Origin of the sequence: Bradyrhizobium sp. BR 10261, from assembly GCF_019455395.1 — a bacterium.
In the GTDB taxonomy this organism is placed as follows: Bacteria; Pseudomonadota; Alphaproteobacteria; order Rhizobiales; family Xanthobacteraceae; genus Bradyrhizobium; species Bradyrhizobium manausense.
In genome coordinates, this window is the sequence record NZ_JACOFQ010000009.1 from 1 (window position 1) to 18,182 (window position 18,182).

General features: G+C 63.9%; 17 protein-coding genes. 16 read left to right on the top strand and 1 reads right to left on the bottom strand.

Going from position 1 to position 18,182, the window contains the following annotated elements; genetic code table 11:
- From HYH07_RS12230 to HYH07_RS12300, 15 genes are all read left to right on the top strand, one after another.
- A partial coding sequence (locus tag HYH07_RS12230) for an SMP-30/gluconolactonase/LRE family protein (protein WP_220002729.1) occupies positions 1-366 on the top strand: 366 nt, incomplete at its 5' end.
- Between the two features lie 74 nt (positions 367-440).
- Positions 441-1,514, top strand: coding sequence for a multiple monosaccharide ABC transporter substrate-binding protein (gene chvE / locus HYH07_RS12235; protein WP_057758946.1), 1,074 nt, complete (start codon positions 441-443; stop codon positions 1,512-1,514).
- A 63-nt stretch (positions 1,515-1,577) separates the two neighbouring features.
- A complete protein-coding gene (gene mmsA, locus HYH07_RS12240) occupies positions 1,578-3,155 on the top strand; it encodes a multiple monosaccharide ABC transporter ATP-binding protein (RefSeq protein WP_220002935.1) in 1,578 nt (525 codons plus the stop codon).
- Complete coding sequence (gene mmsB / locus HYH07_RS12245; protein WP_057758942.1) at positions 3,152-4,342, top strand: multiple monosaccharide ABC transporter permease; 1,191 nt, start codon at positions 3,152-3,154, stop codon at positions 4,340-4,342. The genes mmsA and mmsB overlap by 4 nt, the downstream gene beginning before the upstream one ends.
- Positions 4,343-4,509: 167 nt before the next feature.
- Positions 4,510-4,650, top strand: a complete 141-nt coding sequence (locus HYH07_RS12250) for a hypothetical protein (protein WP_220002730.1) — start codon at positions 4,510-4,512, stop codon at positions 4,648-4,650.
- Between the two features lie 228 nt (positions 4,651-4,878).
- Complete coding sequence (locus tag HYH07_RS12255) at positions 4,879-6,093, top strand: sensor histidine kinase (protein WP_220002936.1); 1,215 nt, start codon at positions 4,879-4,881, stop codon at positions 6,091-6,093.
- 39 nt (positions 6,094-6,132) lie between these two features.
- Positions 6,133-6,795: an HAD family hydrolase gene (locus tag HYH07_RS12260; RefSeq protein ID WP_220002731.1), complete on the top strand. Its 663-nt coding sequence runs from the start codon at positions 6,133-6,135 to the stop codon at positions 6,793-6,795.
- Positions 6,796-6,801: 6 nt separating this feature from the next.
- Positions 6,802-7,752 carry a sugar-binding transcriptional regulator gene (locus tag HYH07_RS12265; protein ID WP_220002732.1) on the top strand — a complete coding sequence of 317 codons (951 nt, stop codon included), beginning with the start codon at positions 6,802-6,804 and terminating at the stop codon, positions 7,750-7,752.
- Positions 7,753-8,057: 305 nt separating this feature from the next.
- A complete protein-coding gene (locus HYH07_RS12270; protein WP_220002733.1) occupies positions 8,058-9,368 on the top strand; it encodes a sugar ABC transporter substrate-binding protein in 1,311 nt (436 codons plus the stop codon).
- Between the two features lie 145 nt (positions 9,369-9,513).
- Positions 9,514-10,386: a carbohydrate ABC transporter permease gene (locus HYH07_RS12275; protein WP_220002734.1), complete on the top strand. Its 873-nt coding sequence runs from the start codon at positions 9,514-9,516 to the stop codon at positions 10,384-10,386.
- Positions 10,387-10,390: 4 nt separating this feature from the next.
- Positions 10,391-11,221, top strand: a complete 831-nt coding sequence (locus tag HYH07_RS12280; RefSeq protein WP_220002735.1) for a carbohydrate ABC transporter permease — start codon at positions 10,391-10,393, stop codon at positions 11,219-11,221.
- Positions 11,222-11,236: 15 nt separating this feature from the next.
- The gene (locus HYH07_RS12285) at positions 11,237-12,244 is read left to right on the top strand and encodes an ABC transporter ATP-binding protein (RefSeq protein ID WP_220002736.1); all 1,008 of its coding nucleotides are present in this window, start codon (positions 11,237-11,239) and stop codon (positions 12,242-12,244) included.
- Between the two features lie 20 nt (positions 12,245-12,264).
- Positions 12,265-13,038, top strand: coding sequence for an SDR family NAD(P)-dependent oxidoreductase (locus HYH07_RS12290; protein WP_220002737.1), 774 nt, complete (start codon positions 12,265-12,267; stop codon positions 13,036-13,038).
- 39 nt (positions 13,039-13,077) lie between these two features.
- On the top strand, positions 13,078-14,724 hold the full coding sequence (locus tag HYH07_RS12295) for an FGGY-family carbohydrate kinase (protein ID WP_220002738.1): 1,647 nt from the start codon (positions 13,078-13,080) through the stop codon (positions 14,722-14,724).
- Positions 14,725-14,742: 18 nt separating this feature from the next.
- Positions 14,743-15,678, top strand: coding sequence for a carbohydrate kinase (locus HYH07_RS12300; protein WP_220002739.1), 936 nt, complete (start codon positions 14,743-14,745; stop codon positions 15,676-15,678).
- 6 nt (positions 15,679-15,684) lie between these two features.
- Here the strand turns inward: HYH07_RS12300 and HYH07_RS12305 are convergent, their stop codons facing one another.
- On the bottom strand, positions 15,685-16,572 hold the full coding sequence (locus HYH07_RS12305) for a LysR family transcriptional regulator (protein WP_220002740.1): 888 nt from the start codon (positions 16,570-16,572) through the stop codon (positions 15,685-15,687).
- 123 nt (positions 16,573-16,695) lie between these two features.
- Here HYH07_RS12305 and HYH07_RS12310 point away from each other — a divergent pair, with 123 nt between their 5' ends.
- Positions 16,696-18,129, top strand: coding sequence for an amidase (locus tag HYH07_RS12310; RefSeq protein WP_220002741.1), 1,434 nt, complete (start codon positions 16,696-16,698; stop codon positions 18,127-18,129).
- Positions 18,130-18,182 lie beyond the last annotated feature (53 nt).

The window sequence follows — 18,182 nt, forward strand, 5'->3', positions numbered from 1 at the left end:
GTGCCGCTCGATCCTGACACGGGCCTGCCGCGCGGCGAGCCTGAAGTGTTGCTGCGTCACGCCGGCGTCGGCGGGCTTGACGGCTCGGTGTGCGATGCCGATGGCCAGATCTGGAATGCCTGTTGGGGCGCCAGCCGCGTCGATGTCTATTCTCCGCAAGGCGAGTGCCTGCGCTCGCTGCATGTGCCGGCCAAGCAGGCAAGCTGCCCTGCTTTCGTCGGTCCTGATCTATCGCGCCTGCTGGTCACTTCGGCCTGGCAGGACATGGACGCGGAGGCGCGCGCCGCCGACCCACAGGCCGGCTGCACTTTTGTGTTACAAGCCTCCGCGCGCGGTCGCGCGGAGCCCGACGTCAAGCTCGCATAGGAGACCCGAAACCGACCTTTACCGATGTACTGCACGACACTAACAAACAGTCTGACACCCAGAGGGAGTGAAGCATGTTGAAATTGAAGACGACATTTCTGGCGATGGCGCTGGCGGGCGCCGCAACGATGGCTACAGGTCTCACCGCCTCCGCGCAGGACAAGGCAACCGTCGGCATCTCCATGCCGACCAAGTCCTCGGCGCGCTGGATCGACGATGGCAACAACATGGTGAAGGTGCTGAAGGAGCGCGGCTACAACACCGACCTGCAATATGCCGAGGATGACATCCCGAACCAGCTCTCGCAGGTCGAGAACATGGTGACCAAGGGCGCCAAGGCGCTCGTGATCGCCGCGATCGACGGCACCACGCTGTCAGACGTGCTCAAGCAGGCGAAAGCGAAAGGCATCACCGTGATCGCCTATGACCGCCTGATCCGCGGCACGCCGAACGTCGACTATTACGCAACCTTCGACAATTTCCAGGTCGGCGTGCTGCAGGCGGAGTCGATCGAGAAGGGGCTTGGCCTCAAGGAGGGCAAGGGTCCGTTCAACATCGAGCTGTTCGGCGGCTCGCCCGACGACAACAATGCCTACTTCTTCTACAACGGCGCGATGAGCGTGCTGAAGCCGTATATCGACAGCGGCAAGCTCGTGGTCGCCTCGGGCCAGATGGGCATGGACAAGGTCGCGACCCTGCGCTGGGACGGTGCCACTGCGCAGGCCCGCATGGACAATCTGCTCAGCGCCTACTACGGCAACAAGAAGGTCCACGCCGTGCTGTCGCCCTATGACGGCCTCTCGATCGGCATCATCTCCTCGCTGAAAGGCGTAGGCTATGGTAGTGCCGACCAGCCGATGCCGATCATCTCGGGACAGGACGCCGAAGTGCCGTCGATCAAGGCGATGCTGCGGGGCGATCAGTATTCGACCATCTTCAAGGACACCCGCGATCTCGCCAAGGTGACCGCCGACATGGTCGACGCCGCGCTCGCCGGCAAGCAGGTGACCGTCAACGACACCAAGACCTACGAGAACGGCGTCAAGACCGTGCCATCCTATCTCCTGAAGCCCGTCGTGGTGTACAAGGACAATTGGGAGAAGGTTCTGGTTGACAGCGGCTACTACAAGAAGTCGCAGTTCCAGTAAGACACTCAAGTTTCCCTCTCCCCGTTCGCGGGGAGAGGGACGTAACGGATGGGACGTAACGCAATGACCGCCATGCTGGAGATGCGCAACGTCAGCAAGAGCTTTGCCGGTGTGCAGGCGCTGCGTGACGTCAATTTCTCGGTTGAAGCCGGGCAGATCCACGCCCTCGTCGGCGAGAACGGCGCCGGAAAATCAACCTTGATGAAGGTGCTGAGCGGGGTCTATCCGGCGGGCAGCTATGAAGGCACCATTATCTTCGAGGGCCAGGAGCGCCGGTTCCGCGACATCAACGATTCCGAGGCACTCGGTATCATCATCATCCATCAGGAGTTGGCGCTGATTCCGCTGATGTCGATTGCGGAGAATATTTTTCTCTCGCATCCACCGTCAAAATTCGGCGTGATCGATCGCGACCAGGTGTACCGGCGCACGCGCGAGCTGCTCGCGCAGGTCGGTCTGAAGGAATCGCCGGATACGCTGATCACCGATCTCGGCGTCGGCAAGCAGCAGCTGGTCGAAATTGCGAAGGCGCTGTCCAAACGTGTCCGGATGCTGATCCTGGACGAGCCGACCGCGAGCCTGAACGAGGCCGATAGCGCTGCACTGCTCGAACGCCTGATGAAGTTCCGCGAGCAGGGCATCGGCTCGATCCTGATCTCGCACAAGCTCAATGAGGTCGCCCGCGTCGCCGATCACATCACCGTGCTGCGCGACGGACGCACCGTCGACGGTATCGACTGCCGCGCCGAGCCGATCCAGGAAGACCGCATCATCCGCAGCATGGTCAATCGCGACCTTGCCCATCGTTTTCCCGAGCGCAACGCCAAGATCGGCGAACCGGTGCTCGAGGTTTCGAACTGGTCGGTCTATCACCCCATCCATCCCGATCGGCAGGTGATCAAGAATGTCAATTTCGGCGTCAAGCGCGGCGAGGTCGTCGGCATTGCCGGGCTGATGGGGGCCGGTCGCACCGAGTTCGCCATGAGCCTGTTCGGCCGCTCCTGGGGGACCAATATCAGCGGCCGCATCGCCCTCGAGGGTCACGAGATCGTGCTGCCGACCGTCGCGGCCGCCATCGACGCCGGCCTTGCCTATGTCACCGAGGACCGCAAGCAGCTCGGCCTGATCCTGGCCGACGACGTGCGCAAGAACATTACACTGGCGAGCCTCGACCAGGTCGCGCCGGGGCGGGTGATCGACGACATCGCCGAGCTGAAGGTCGCCAGCGATTACCGCAACCGGATGCGGATCCGCTGCTCCGACGTCTACCAGGAGACCGGCCAGCTGTCCGGCGGCAACCAGCAGAAGGTCGTGTTGTCGAAATGGCTGATGACCGACCCCAAGGTGCTGATCCTGGATGAGCCGACAAGGGGCATCGACGTCGGTGCCAAATACGAGATTTACTGTATTATCAACGAACTGGCGGAGGCCGGCCGCGGCGTCGTGGTGATCTCTTCGGAGATGCCGGAGCTGCTCGGCATCTGCGACCGCATCTGTGTCATGAACGACGGGGCCTTCGTCGGCGAGTTCCCGGGCGCTGAGGCGACACAGGAAAACATCATGCGCGCTATCATGCGCAACGAACGAAGCAACGGAAACGGCGCGGCCAGGGCCGCGGAGATGGGAGGATCGCAGCCATGACCGACAAGACGGTGTCGCTGCCTGAGGAGCGCCGGCACGGCAGCTTCATCAAGAACAATTTGCGCAACTACGGCATGCTGATGTCGCTGATTGCGATCATGCTGTTCTTCCAGGTCATGACCAGCGGCACGCTGTTGCAGCCGTTGAACCTGACGAACCTGGTGCTACAGAACAGCTACATCGTCATCATGGCGCTGGGCATGCTGCTGGTGATCGTCACCGGCCATATCGACCTGTCGGTCGGATCGGTCGCGGGCTTCGTCGGTGCGGTCGCCGCGCTTCTGATGGTGACATACAAGGTCGACTACACGCTCGCCTTCCTGATCTGTCTTGCGGTCGGGGCGGCTATCGGCGCGGCGCAGGGCTATTGGGTCGCTTATTTCAAGATCCCGTCGTTCATCGTGACGCTGGCGGGCATGCTGGTGTTCAAGGGCCTTGCGCTTGCCGTGTTGCAGGGCCAGTCGCTCGGGCCGTTCCCGCCGACCTTCCAGAAGCTGTCGTCGGGCTTCATTCCGGAGCTGCTGCCAGAGGCCGGCACGCTGCATCCCACTTCGATGCTGATCGGAGCGGTGCTGGCGCTCGGTCTGGTCTACGCCAGCGCCAAGAGCCGCGCACGCGAGGTGTCGCACGGCATCGAGGTTGAACCCTACGCGTTCTTCCTTGGCAAGAGTGTCGTGCTCGCCTTTGCCGTGCTCTATTTCACCTATTTGATCGCGACCTATCGCGGCCTGCCTAACGTGCTCGTGATCATGAGCGTCCTGATCGCGCTCTATGGTTTCGTCACCCGCCGCACCGTGATCGGCCGCCAGATCTATGCCGTTGGTGGCAACGCCAAGGCGGCAGGCCTGTCGGGCATCAAGACCGAACGGCTGACTTTCTTCACCTTCGTCAACATGGGCGTGCTCGCCGCGCTCGCCGGTCTCGTCTTCGCCGCGCGCCTCAACACCGCGACGCCGAAAGCCGGTCTCGGCTTCGAGCTCGACGTCATCGCCGCTTGCTTCATTGGTGGCGCTTCGGCCTATGGCGGCGTCGGCCGCGTCGGCGGTGCCGTGGTCGGCGCCATGATCATGGGCGTGATGAACAACGGCATGTCCATCCTCGGCATCGGCATCGACTACCAGCAGGTCATCAAGGGCCTGGTGCTGCTCGGAGCTGTGTGCATCGACGTCTATAACCAGCGGCGATAGGAATAGATTACCCTCGGGGCGGGGCTCCGGCTCCGCCCTGATACGGTCCAATTTTCCTCAATCCCATCACGGCATTGGCATCGCGACCGAGACCGATGCCTCGCCTTGACCATGATTTGGGCTAAGATCCACAGGTTGCCGAACAGCGCACGGGCAGGGCAGCACCAGTGGCGGCACGTATCAACGAAATGACGGACGACGAGTATGAGGTGCGGCTTCGCATCCTCGTGCGCATCGTTTCCGTCTGCACCCTGGGACTGCTGTCCTTCGCGGCGGGTTTGCTGATCGGCGCCTTTGTTCTGTTTTGACCGGAGTGATCACGCCACCGGGCCGCGATCTCTCGACCGCGGCCGGCCGCTTCTTCAAAATCGCGATGAAGGCTACGCTGCGTCGAAGGCCGGTGGCTGTGACGCCGCTTGGCCTGTTGATCTAGATCAACCGACGACCAATCCCGCGCGAATTTCATGCAGTTGGCGCAAGGGTCACGGGGAATTCGAGTGACGAGCACAGTGAGGTCATCGCCCGCATCGGAGGTGATGCTGGTCTCGACATTGCCGGCGTTGCAGCTGATCTACGATACCGCCCCGATCGGGCTCGCCTGTCTGTCGCCGGACTGCCGGTATCTGCTGATCAACCAGCGCCTGACCGAAATCTGCGGTATCTCCGTCGAGGGACATCTCGGGCATACCGTGCGGGATTGCGTGCCCGCGTTGGCGGAGTCAGTCGAACAGATCGTGCGTTCGATCATGGTAACGGGCGAGCCAGTGATCGGCATCGAAGTGGCGGGGCAGCGGGCTGATCAGCTCGATGAGCGTTCCTGGGTCACCTATTGGCATCCGCTGCGGATGCCAAATGGCGAGATCGTTGCAGTCAATGTGGCGGCTGAGGAGATCACCGAACGAAAGCGGGCCGAACGCGAAATCCGCGGGGCCAGAGATGCTGCCGAAACGGCGCTTCGGCACTTGCGCGATATCCAGGACTCCCTGATCGAGGCGGAAAAGCTCGCCGCGCTCGGACGTATGGTCGCAGGCGTCGCGCACGAGATCAATACTCCGCTCGGCAGCAGCCTGACGGTGGCTTCGACGCTCCAGCGCAAGGCCGAACAGTTCGCGGCGGAAGTCGCGCGCGGTAACCTCAGGCGTTCGACATTGATCGGGTTTCTGGAATTGGTGAACGATGCGTCGGCGCAACTGGTCACCAATCTCGGACGAGCCGCCGAGCGCGTCCAATCGTTCAAGCAGGTTGCAGCCGATCAGACCGAGTCCTATCGACGAAGCTTTGACGCGGGCGAACTGACCGGCCAGGTGCTCGCGCAATTCGCGCGGCAGCTTCGACAGCGTGGCATCGCGCTCAGCGTCAACTGCATGCCGGATCTTGCGATGGACAGCTATCCCGGGCCGTTTGGCCAGGCTCTGACCAATCTCACCGTCAATGCGATGACGCACGCATTCCCCGGCGGCCAGCGTGGGACCATCAACGTCTCGATCGGCCCCTCCGGCCAGGAGCATATCGCGCTCTCGTTTGCGGATGACGGCTGCGGCATGGCGCCGGACGTGGAGCGGCGGGCGTTTGATCCTTTCTTTACGACGCGCCGGCACGATGGCGCGAGCGGTCTTGGCCTGCACGTCGTCCACAGCATCGTCGTCGATCGGTTGGGCGGGCAGCTCCGGCTTGAAAGCAAGCCGGGCGGCGGAACGCAATTTCAGCTCGTCCTGCCGCGGGTTGCCCCGGCGCGGCGTACCGAGCTTTGAACTATTGCTCATCATCTGGGTATATGATCGAATGACTGGATGGACCTGGACCGGCCAAAACCCGATCTGATCATCTTCGATTGCGACGGCGTGCTCGTCGACAGCGAACTGCTCAGCTGTCGCTGCCTGTCCGAGGTGCTGGCGCAGTTCGGCCTTCAGCTCAGCGTGGAGCAGGCGCTCGAGCTCTTTCTCGGACGCAGCACGGGGGCAATCGAGCAGCATTACCGCGAACTCGGCCAGGTTCTGCCGAGCGAATTCCTTTCGCGACTGAAGGCGCGCGTGCTCGAGACGTTTGCCGGCTCGCTCCAGCCGATTCCCGGCGTCGGCACCGTGCTGTCCAGATTGAAGACGCCATGCTGTGTCGCATCGTCGAGCGACCTTGACCGCGTCTCGCTGTCGCTTGAGGTCACCGGTCTCGCCCCGCATTTCGGCGATCGGCTCTACACCGCGCAGATGGTCAGGTACGGCAAGCCGGCTCCGGATCTCTTTCTCCATGCCGCCGGAAAGATGCAGGCCAGCCCTTCTCGCACCCTGGTGATCGAGGACAGTGTCAGCGGCGTCCAGGCTGCCAAGGCGGCCGGGATGAGGGTCTGGGGATTTGTCGGCGGCGGCCATTATCGGAGACGCGACGGCCGCGCTATATTGTCCGCCGTCGGGGCCGATCGGGTCTTCGCACAGATGAGCGATTTCTGGGGGGCGTGAGGCCGCATGGCCGCCGAGAACGAAAAATCCAGGCTCGACGACGCCGCGCGCGCCGGCTGGCTCTATTTCATTGCCGGCCACACCCAGGACGAGATCGCAAAGATGCTCCAGGTGTCGCGCGCCTCGGCGCAGCGGCTGGTGTCGCTGTGCCTCGCCGAGCGGCTGATCACGTTCCGGCTTGAACATCCGATCGCAGCCTGCATGGAGCTGGCGGCGTGCCTGAAGGAGCGCTTTGATCTCCGCCATTGCGAGGTCGTGCCTGCCGATCCAGCCTCGCCGCAGTCCAACGCCGGAATTGCCGAGCGTTGCGCCAATCTGCTCGATGCGACGCTGCGCTCTGAGACACCCGTGATCGTGGCGCTCGGCACGGGGCGGGCCGTGCGCGCCGCGGTCGAGCGCGTCACCCCGATCGACCGGCCCAACCACCAGATCGTATCGCTGGTCGGCAACATCTCCGCGGACGGTTCGGCGAGCTTCTACGACACCGTCGGCCGGCTCGCCGACCGCACCGGCGCACGGCACTATCCGATGCCGCTGCCATTCCTGATGTCGTCCGAGGACGAGCGCAACAGGATGGTTCGCATCGAGCCGATCGCGAAGGTCAAGGCGGTCGCCGCCAAGGCCGATCTGCGTCTTGTCGGCATCGGCCAAATGGATCAGAGAGCGCAGGTCCATATCGACGGCTTCGTCACCCGCGATGAATTGTTCGAGATGATGCGGCAGGGCGCGATCGGCGAGATCACCGGCTGGGCCTATGATTCCAAGGGCCGTTTGCTCAAGGCCGGCACCAACAAGCGCCTCACCAGTATTCCGCCAGAGGTGCCCGCGAAGGCCACGACTATCGGCGCCGCGGTCGGTGCGGCCAAGGTGTCCGCGATCGCAGCAGCCCTAAACGGGCGCCTGATCAACGGCCTGATCACGGACGAGGCCACCGCAAGGGCGATCCTGGACCGGTAGGCGCTTGGTTCCGCGAAGGTCTCTGCGTCGTGATGGCCGGGCTTGACCCGGCCATCGACGCTTTCTTGCAGCCCTGAGAACGTGGATGCCCGGGCCTTCGCCGCGCCGAAGCGGCTACGGCCGCGCAGGCGGGACAAGCCCGGGCGTGACGACCTTCAATGAGGATCAGCTCCCATCCTCCCGCACCGCAGCACTCATAAGTTGCCAAAACGCCTGCGCGCCTGCTTGACATCTGCGGCACCTCAGCCGAACATACGCCCAACGCGTGGGCATATGCTCAAAACGCGAGTTGAGGGAGGACACCCGTGAAACACATCCTGGGCGCCGTCTGCGGCGCGTCCGTACTGCTTGCCGTCCCCGCGATCGCCGAAACGACCCTGACGATCGCCACTGTCAACAATGGCGACATGATCCGCATGCAGGGGCTGACCGGCGAATTCACCAAGGCAAACCCGGACATCTCGGTCAAATGGGTGACGCTGGAGGAGAACGTGCTGCGCCAGCGCGTCACCACCGATATTGCCACCAAGGGCGGTCAGTTCGACGTGCTGACCATCGGCACCTACGAGGTGCCGATCTGGGCCAAGAAGGGCTGGCTGGTGCCGCTCGCCAATCTCGGCGCCGACTACGACGTTGCCGACCTTCTGCCGAAGATCAAGGACGCCGTCTCCGTCGACGGCAAGCTTTATGCCGCGCCATTCTACGGCGAGAGCTCGATGGTGATGTACCGCACCGATCTGTTCGACAAGGCCGGCCTGAAGATGCCGGAAAAGCCGACCTGGGATTTCGTCATCGATGCCGCCAAGAAGCTCACCGACAAGAACGCCGGCGTCTACGGCATCTGCCTGCGCGGCAAGGCCGGCTGGGGCGAGAACATGGCGTTCCTCTCGGCGATGGCCAATTCATACGGCGCGCGCTGGTTCGACGAGAAGTGGGAGCCGCAGTTCAACACGCCGGAATGGAAGACGACGCTCACGACCTACGTCAATCTGATGAAGGACGCCGGCCCTCCCGGCGCGAGCTCGAACGGATTTAACGAGAACCTCGCACTGTTCAATGCCGGCAAATGCGCGATGTGGATCGACGCGACGGTCGCGGCGTCCTTCGTCACCAACCCGAAGGACTCGAATGTTGCGGACAAGGTCGGCTTTGCGCTGGCGCCCAACACAGGGCTCGGCAAGAACGCCAACTGGCTGTGGGCCTGGAGTCTGGCGATTCCCGCAGGCTCCAAGAAGGCCGATGCGGCCGAGAAGTTCATCGCCTGGGCAACGAGCAAGGACTACACCAAGCTCGTGGCCGCGAAGGAGGGCTGGGCCAACGTGCCGCCGGGTACGCGCACCTCGCTCTACCAGAATCCTGAGTATGTGAAAGCCGCGCCCTTCGCCAAGATGACGCTGGCATCGATCGACGCAGCCGACCCGAACAAGCCGACCGTGAAGCCGGTGCCTTATGTCGGCGTGCAATATGCCGCGATCCCCGAATTCCAGGGCATCGGCACGCAAGTCGGGCAGCAGTTCTCGGCCGCGCTTGCGGGATCGATGACGGTGGACGCGGCGCTGGCTGCGGCGCAATCTGCCACCGAGCGCGAGATGAAGCGCGCCGGCTACATCAAGTAAACCCGAGCTCTCCCTGAGCTCAACTCGCGGCCGTCCACTCCTTGCGCGATGGATGGCCGCCTTCTTCCCAAGGTTTTATTCTGACGCGTTTTCTTCCCGCGAGGCCTCCACTTCGCTCGAAAACGCTCTGAGGGAGATCCCGAGGATGGCAACCCGGCAGACGCAGTTTCTTGCGCGGTCGCTCCTGGCGCCAGCCGTCGGATTGCTGTTCATCTGGATGATCGTTCCGCTCGCGCTGACGATCTATTTCTCGACCCTGCATTACAGCCTGCTCGATCCCGGTTCGGAATCCTTCGTTGGACTGGAAAACTTCCGCTACTTCCTCACCGATCCGGCCTTTCTCGCCTCGCTCCAGAACACGCTGGTGCTGGTCGGCTCCGTGCTGGCGCTGACGATCGTGCTCGGGATTCCGCTGGCGCTGCTGCTCGACCAGCCCGTGGTCGGTCGCAACTTCGTCCGCCTGATGGTGATCGCGCCGTTCTTCGTGATGCCGACTGTGAGCGCGCTGGTCTGGAAGAACCTGCTGATGCACCCTGTCTCGGGCCTGTTCGCCTGGCTCGCCAAGCTGGTCGGGCTCACGCCGGTCGACTGGTTCAACGACGTGCCGCTGTTCTCGGTGATCCTGATCGTGGCCTGGCAATGGCTGCCGTTTGCGACGCTGATCCTGCTGACCGCGCTGCAATCGCTCGACGAAGAGCAGAAGGAAGCGGCCGAGATGGATGGTGCCAGCGCGATCTCGACCTTCATCTACATCACGCTGCCGCATCTGGCGCGCCCGATCACCGTGGTGATCTTGATCGAGACCATCTTCCTGCTGACGGTGTTCGCCGAGATCTTCGTCACCACCGGCGGCGGGCCGGGCCTGCAAACCACCAATATCGCCTTCCTGATCTATTCGCAGGCGCTGATTCAGTTCGACGTCGGCAGCGCCTCGGCGGGCGGCCTTGTCGCGGTGGTCATCGCCAACGTCGTCGCGTTCTTCCTGGTCCGCATCGTCGGCCGTAACCTGGAAGCCTAGAAAGATGGCGCGCAAGTCAACAACGCAGCGGGTGGTGGTCTCGACGATCGGGGCGTGGTTCTTCGGCTTCCTGATCTTCTTTCCGATCCTGTGGATGGTGCTGGCGAGTTTCAAGACGGAGCTCGAGGCTTTTGCGATCCCGCCGTCCTTCCTGTTCTTCCGCTGGACCCTGGAAAACTATGCGACGGTGCAGGAACGCAGCGATTATTTCCACCATGCGATGAACTCGATCATCATCGCTGGCGGCTCGACGTTGATTGCGCTCCTGATCGCAGTCCCCGCGGCCTGGTCGATGGCGTTTTCGCCGACCAAGCGTACCAAGGACGTCCTGCTCTGGATGCTTTCGACCAAGATGATGCCGCCGGTCGGCGTGCTGGTGCCAATCTACCTGATCTACAAGTCCTTCGGCCTGCTCGATTCCCGCATTGGCCTGGTCTTCATCCTCTGCCTCGGCAATCTGCCGATCGTGATCTGGATGCTGTTCACCTATTTCAAGGAGATCCCGCGCGACATCCTCGAAGCCGCGCGCATGGACGGCGCCACCATCGGCCGCGAGCTTATCTACGTGCTGACGCCGATGGCGATCCCGGGGCTTGCTTCGACCATGCTGCTTAATTTGATCCTGGCCTGGAACGAGGCATTCTGGACGCTCAACCTGTCCACTTCGGCGGCCGCACCGCTGACGGTTTTTATTGCCTCATATTCAAGTCCCGAAGGACTGTTCTGGGCCAAGCTGTCGGCGGCCTCGACGCTCGCGATCGCGCCTATTCTCGTCCTCGGTTGGTTCAGCCAGAAGCAGCTCGTGCGCGGGCTCACCTTCGGCGCGGTGAAATAAAGGGGCTGCCGGATCATGGGTCAGATCACACTTCAAGGCGTGCAGAAATCCTTCGGCCCCGTGCACATCATCAAGGGCGCCGATCTCGACATCGCTGACGGCTCCTTCGTCGTCTTTGTCGGTCCTTCCGGCTGCGGCAAGACCACGCTGCTTCGGCTGATCGCAGGCCTCGAGGACGTTACCGGCGGCGCCATCCTGATCGACGGCAAGAACGTCGTCGACACGCCGCCGGCCAAGCGCGGCCTGTCGATGGTGTTCCAGTCCTATGCGCTCTATCCACATATGAGCGTGCGCGGCAACATCGGCTTTGGCCTGAAGATGGCGGGATTGCCCAAGGACGAGATCAATCGCAAGGTCGAGGCGGCCGCGGCGACGCTGAACCTCACGCCTTATCTTGACCGCAAGCCGCGAGAGCTCTCCGGCGGCCAGCGCCAGCGCGTCGCGATCGGGCGCGCCATCGTCCGCGAGCCCAAGGGGTTCCTGTTCGACGAACCGCTGTCCAATCTCGACGCCGCGCTGCGCGTGCAGATGCGCATCGAGGTGACGCGGCTCCAGAAGCAGCTCGGCACCACCGCGATCTATGTCACCCACGACCAGGTCGAGGCCATGACCATGGCCGACAAGATCGTCGTGCTGAACGCCGGCAAGATCGAGCAATACGGCTCGCCGCTGGAGCTCTACGAGCGGCCCGCCAATCTCTTTGTCGCCGGCTTCATCGGCTCGCCCAAGATGAATTTCGTCACCGGCGACAGCGCTGCGCAGCAGGGCGCGGCCACAATCGGCGTGCGTCCGGAGCATCTCAAGATCGAGCGCGAAGGCGCTGGAGGCTGGCAGGGGACGATCGCGGTCGCCGAGCACCTCGGCAGCGACACCTTTCTTTATGTCGACGCCGGGCCGCTCGGGATGCTGACCGCGCGCTACATCGGCGAATTGAGCCTGCATGCCGGCGACCGCGTGTCGCTGCTGCCGGACCCCACGCGCATCCACCGCTTCGACGCGAGCGGCAATGCGATCAGGAACTAACAAGAAACGGGACTACGACCATGTACCTGGAAAAATTCAAGCTGAGCGGCAAGACTGCGTTCATCACCGGCGGCGGGCAGGGCATTGGGCTCGCCTGCGCCGAAGCGCTGGCCGAAGCCGGTGCTAAGGTCACTATTGGTGACCGCGACAACAAAGTCGCCGGCGACGCCAAGGCCAGCCTGAAGGCGAAGGGTTATGACATCGAGACCGCGATCATGGACGTTACCGACACCAAACGGGTGGCGGAGGTGGCGAACGATCTCGTCGCCCGGCACGGCAAGGTTGACATCCTCGTCAACAACGCCGGCATTGCGCGCAGCGAAACCCCGGCCGAGACCGTGACCGATGAGCACTGGCTCAACGTCATCGATGTCAATCTCAACGGCACCTTCTGGTGCTGCCGCGAGTTCGGCAAGCATATGCTCAAGGCCAAAAGCGGCGCGATCGTCAATGTCGGCTCGATGTCCGGCTTCATTGTCAACAAGCCGCAGGAGCAGTGCTTCTACAATGCCTCCAAGGCCGGCGTGCACCATCTGACCAAGTCGCTGGCTGCCGAATGGGGCGCGCGCGGCATCCGCGTCAATGCGGTGGCGCCGACCTATATCGACACGCCGCTCAACGCCTTCGTGAAGAGCACCCCGAAAATGTACGACGCCTGGATCGGTGGAACTCCGATGGGGCGGATGGGGCAGGTCGAGGAGATCGCCTCGGTCGTGCTGTTCCTGGCCTCTGAGGCCGCGAGCCTGATGACCGGCAGCATCGTGCTGGTGGATGGCGGCTACACTTGCTGGTAGGCTTGCCGTCAAAACTGACGGAAGCCACCGGGAGCGACAATGCCGCGAGCGTATATCGGCGTCGATGTAGGGACCACGAGCACGCGGGCAGGGGTGTTTGACGAGGCGGGAACGCTGCTTGCGACCGCCAAGCATCCGATCCGGGTCTGGCACGAGGCCGGCGACATCGTCGAGCAGTCCTCGCAGGACATCTGGGAGGCCTGTGTCAAATCGGTGCGGGCGGCGACGGCGGAGGCGGCCATCGCGCCCGACAGTGTCGGCGGCATCGGTTTCGACGCGACCTGTTCCCTGGTTGTGCTCGACCGCGAGGGCGAGCCGGTCACGGTCAGCGCCTCGGGCGAGAAGCAACGCAACGTCATCGTCTGGATGGACCATCGCGCCATCGCCGAGGCGCGGCTGATCAACGAGACCGCAGACGACGTGCTGCGCTATGTCGGCGGCTCGATCTCACCCGAGATGGAAATGCCGAAGCTATTGTGGCTCAAGCGTCATCTGCGCGCGAGCTTTGATTCCGCCGGGCATTTCTTCGATCTGGCAGACTATCTGACCTGGCGCGCGACCGGATCGCTGCAGCGCTCGACCTGCACCGTCACCTGCAAATGGAATTATCTTGCCCATGACGGCGGCGGCTGGAGCGCGCCGTTCTTCAAGCGCATCGGCCTGTCCGACTTCGTGAGTGAAAAATACGCCCGCATCGGTACCGAGATCGTTGCCCCTGGCACGCGGCTCGGCGCCGGCCTTACCCGCGCCGCCGCCGTCGATCTCGGCCTGTCCGCGGGCACCCCGGTCGGCGCCTCCCTGATCGATGCTCACGCCGGCGGCATCGGCGCGATCGGCGGACGCGACGGGTCGGGCGGAACGACTGACGTCACCGATCGCCTGGCCTACATCATGGGAACGTCCGCCTGCATCATGGCGACGACGAAGGATCCGTGCTTCGTGCCAGGAGTCTGGGGTCCCTACTACTCCGGTATGGTGCCGAACTTTTGGCTCAACGAGGGCGGCCAATCGGCTGCGGGCGCGGCGATCGATCATCTGCTCAAATCGCATCCGGGCCATGCCGAGGCGAGTGCGGCGGCGAAGGATGAGGGTGTTGAGCTCATCGAGTTTCTCGAGCGCCGCATCATTGCGCGCGCCGGCGATGCCAGCCGCGCGGCACTGCTCGCCCGCAACGTCCATGTGCTCCCCGAGTTCATCGGCAACCGCTCGCCTTACGCCGACCCCGATACGCGCGCTGTGATCGCCGGCCTCGATCTCGACACCGATGTCGGTTCGATGGAGCGGCTCTTCGTTGCAGGCTTGTGCGGGCTCGCTTATGGACTCGCCGAGGTGATCGAAGCCTTTGCGGCGCATGGCGTTCATGCCGGCATCATGATCATGGGCGGCGGCGCCAGCCGCAGCCCGTTGGTGCGGCAGATCATGGCCGATACCACCGGCCTCACCGTCGCGTTGCCGCAGACCAGGGAGCCGGTGCTCTTGGGCGCCGCGATGCTCGGTGCGGTCGCCGGCGGCGCCTATGCCTCGATCGGCGAGACCATGGCAAAGATGTCGGCGCTCGGGCGCAAGAGCGAACCGACCGCGCCCGACATGGCCGCATTTCACACCAGGAAGCGCGAGGTGTACAAGCTGCTGCGCGAGGTTGATCGCGACAGTCGCGCGGCGATGCGCGACATCGCCAAGAGTTAGAAGGACCTGTTGAGAGACATGCTGATTTCTTGCGGCGATGCACTGATTGATTTCGTGCCGACGAAAAACGCCGACGGCCGCGAAGCGGTGATGCCGGCGGTCGGCGGCTCCTGTCTCAACGTCGCGATCGGCATCGCGCGGCTCGGCGCCTCCACCGGTTTTGTCGGCGGCATCTCGAACGACATGTTCGGAAGCATGATCGCGGAGCATGCCGCCGCATCGAATGTCGAGCTTGGTTTCGCCACGCGCAGCGACCACCAGACCACGCTCGCCTTCGTCCGCATCGTCGGCGGCGAGTCGCATTATGCGTTCTATGACGCCGAGACCGCGACCCGGAATTGGACGTTTCGGCGCGGCACCCTCCCGTTCGATACGATCGAAGCTGTTCATGTCGGCTCGACCACGCTGGTCAACGATCAAGGCGCCGCCGAGACGAAAGCGTTGATCGCAGATGCCAAGGCGACGTCGACGATCTCCTTCGATCCGAACTGCCGGCCCAATCTGGTCAAGGACAAGCCGGGCTATCTTGCCCGCATGGTGGAGTTCGCGACCCAAGCCGATCTCATCAAGATGTCGGACGTCGACTTCGCTTATCTCTTTGGCGAGGAGCCGTATCAGCAGCGCGCGGACGCCATGCTGGGGCAGGGCCCGAGCCTTGTCGTCATCACCCGCGGCAACAACGGCGCCATTGCCTGGCATGCGAAGACGGGCCAGATCGAGGTCGAGGCGCCGAAGGTCGCGGTCGCCGATACCATCGGCGCCGGTGACAGCTTTCAGGCCGCATTGCTGTTCGCACTGCACAAGCAGGGCCGTCTCGCCAGACAGCAACTCAAGGACATCAGCGCCGATGGGCTTCGTCGCGCATTGTCTTTTGCCGCAAACTGCGCCGGCCTCACCTGCACCCGCCCGGGCGCCGATCCGCCCTGGAGCCACGAGATCAGCTGGAGCTGGTAGGCCGCGTTACAGGCGCGCGACAGCCTTTTCGGCGCATTTCAGAAATTTTGGGATGAGCGGGCTCTGCGAATCTCGCCGCCAGCACACCGCGATGTCGATGGAATCGGCGACATCGCCCAGCGGCCGGAACACGATGCCGCGCGGCGCACCGAGCTTGGCACAGGCCGGCAGGATCGCAAGCCCCTCACCGGCAAGAACCAGGCTCATCGCCGAATTCACCGTCTCCACCCGGCTGGCGATCGGCATCACGATTTGATGCCGCCGTAGCAGGGCCGCGACCGCGGAGGAGGCGGGGTCCCGCTCCGGCGGTGGTAGTGCGATTAGCGGGCGGCCCTGCAAGCGCGCGATCGGTACGGCGCCGAGACGTGCCAGCGGCGAGCTGTTCGCCATCGCCAGCATGAAGGGTTGCGCGCCGATCCGCGTCACCTGGATTTCAGGATGGTGGATCGCCGGCATGCACAGCGCAACCGTGACGCTGCGGTCGAGCAGCCGCGCCTCGCGCGTTGATGCGCTGAGGTCGACGAAGTCGAGATCGACGCCAGGAATGGATCGCCGCAGCTCCGGGATCAGCCGCGGCAGCACGGCGTTCGCCAGCACGAACATGTAGCCGACCGAGAGCCGCCCGCGCCTGCCAGCCGCGACTGCGCGAGCGGCTTCGATGCCGTCGGCCGCCAGCGCCAGGGCCTCGCCGGCGCGCGCCAGCAGGGCTTGGCCCGCCTCCGTCAGGTCCATGCCGCGTGTGCCGCGGTGAAATAGCGGCGCGCCGACCTCTGCCTCGAGCTTGCGGATCTGGACAGAGAGCGGCGGCTGCGCCATCCGCAACTGCTCGGCGGCCTTGCCTACGCTGCGGGCCTCGGCCACGGCGACGAAATAGCGGAGACGGCGAAGATCCATAGGCATACCCAAACCGTATGGGTTGACCACCAAAATCGTATTGGACGCCGAGTTAACAAAACTGTCATTCTCGATGTCAATGCATGAGGCCAACGGCGGCCCGCTTCGGAGCATGATTTGACGATGAACGGCGATCCCTGCCTGCTGTCCGCAACCGAATTGCGTTCGCTGATTGCGAACAAGCAGATTTCCCCCGTCGAAATCACCCGCGCTGCGCTCGCGCGCGCCGAAGCGCTTCAGCCCAAGCTGAACTGCTTCATCACGATCTGCGGCGATGAGGCGATGGCAGCGGCGCGCGAGGCCGAGCGCAAGGTGATGGCCGGCGAGCGGCTTGGCCTGGTGCACGGGCTTCCCATGACGGTCAAGGACATCGTCAACACCAAGGGCGTGAGGACCACCTTCGGCGCAGTTCCCTACAAGGACAATGTGCCGACCGAAGATGCGGTCGCGGTCGGGAAGCTGCGCGCGGAAGGCGCGATCCTGATTGGCAAGACGACGACGCCCGAATTCGGCAGCAAGTGCCTGACCGACTCGCCGCTGTTCGGCCGCACCCGCAACGCCTGGAGCGCGGAGCGCTCCTCCGGCGGCTCCAGCGGCGGCGCGGCCGTGGCGGTGGCGAGCGGCATCGCGCCGCTGGCGATCGCGACCGATGGCGGCGGCTCGACGCGAATTCCCGCCGCCTGCAACGGAGTCGTTGGCTTGAAGCAGAGCAACGGCGTGATCGCGCACAGCCAGGCGCTTGATGCATTCGGCAACCAGACCTATGTCACGCCGACCACGCGCACGGTCGCCGACACGGCGCTGATGATGCAGGCGATGGCGGGCGAGGATTCCTGCGATCCTTGGTCGATCGGTGTGCCCGTGCCTGACTTCATCGGCACCGCCGCGCCGCGCGGCGATCTGCGCGGGCAAAAAATCCTGTTCTGTGCTTCGCCGCCTGGCCGGCCCGTGTCGGCCGATGTCGCCGCCGCCTTCAAGGCGAGCCTCGACCGGCTCGCTAGCCTCGGTGCCGAGCTCGAGGAGTTCTCCGGCGAGGGCTACGATGTCGAGCCGATCTGGCGCGCCATCAACCACACCGTCTGGCGCTCCCGCTTCTCGAAGCTGGTGGCCGAGCATCGCGAGGTTCTTAGCGACGCCTTCATCAAGCAGGTTGCACTCGCGACCAATGTCAGCGGCGTCGACTATCAGGAGGCGATGTTCGCGCGCACGGCGTTGTTCCGTCGGGTGCAATCCCTGCTTGCGCATGGGCATTTGCTGGCGATGCCGACCATCACCCGCACCGCACTGCCGATCGACCAGGACCTGTTCGGCAAGATCGAAATCGACGGGGTGCAGTTTGATAGCGTCCGGCCGCACTGGTTCCCCTGGACCATGCCGTTCAACATGACCGGCCACCCCGCGATCAGTCTGCCCTGCGGCTTCGGCCGCGACGGCCTGCCGATCGGGCTCCAACTCGTCGGCCGCTTCCGGCTTGACGCGGAATTGCTGCGGGTCAGTGCGCTGTTCGAGGCCTCGTCCGATCTTCTCGCCCGCCGGCCGGAACGACGGCATGGATAGGCCAGCAAAGGGCTTGCGTCCGGCGTCCGGACATGTTGATCGTGCCGCTGATG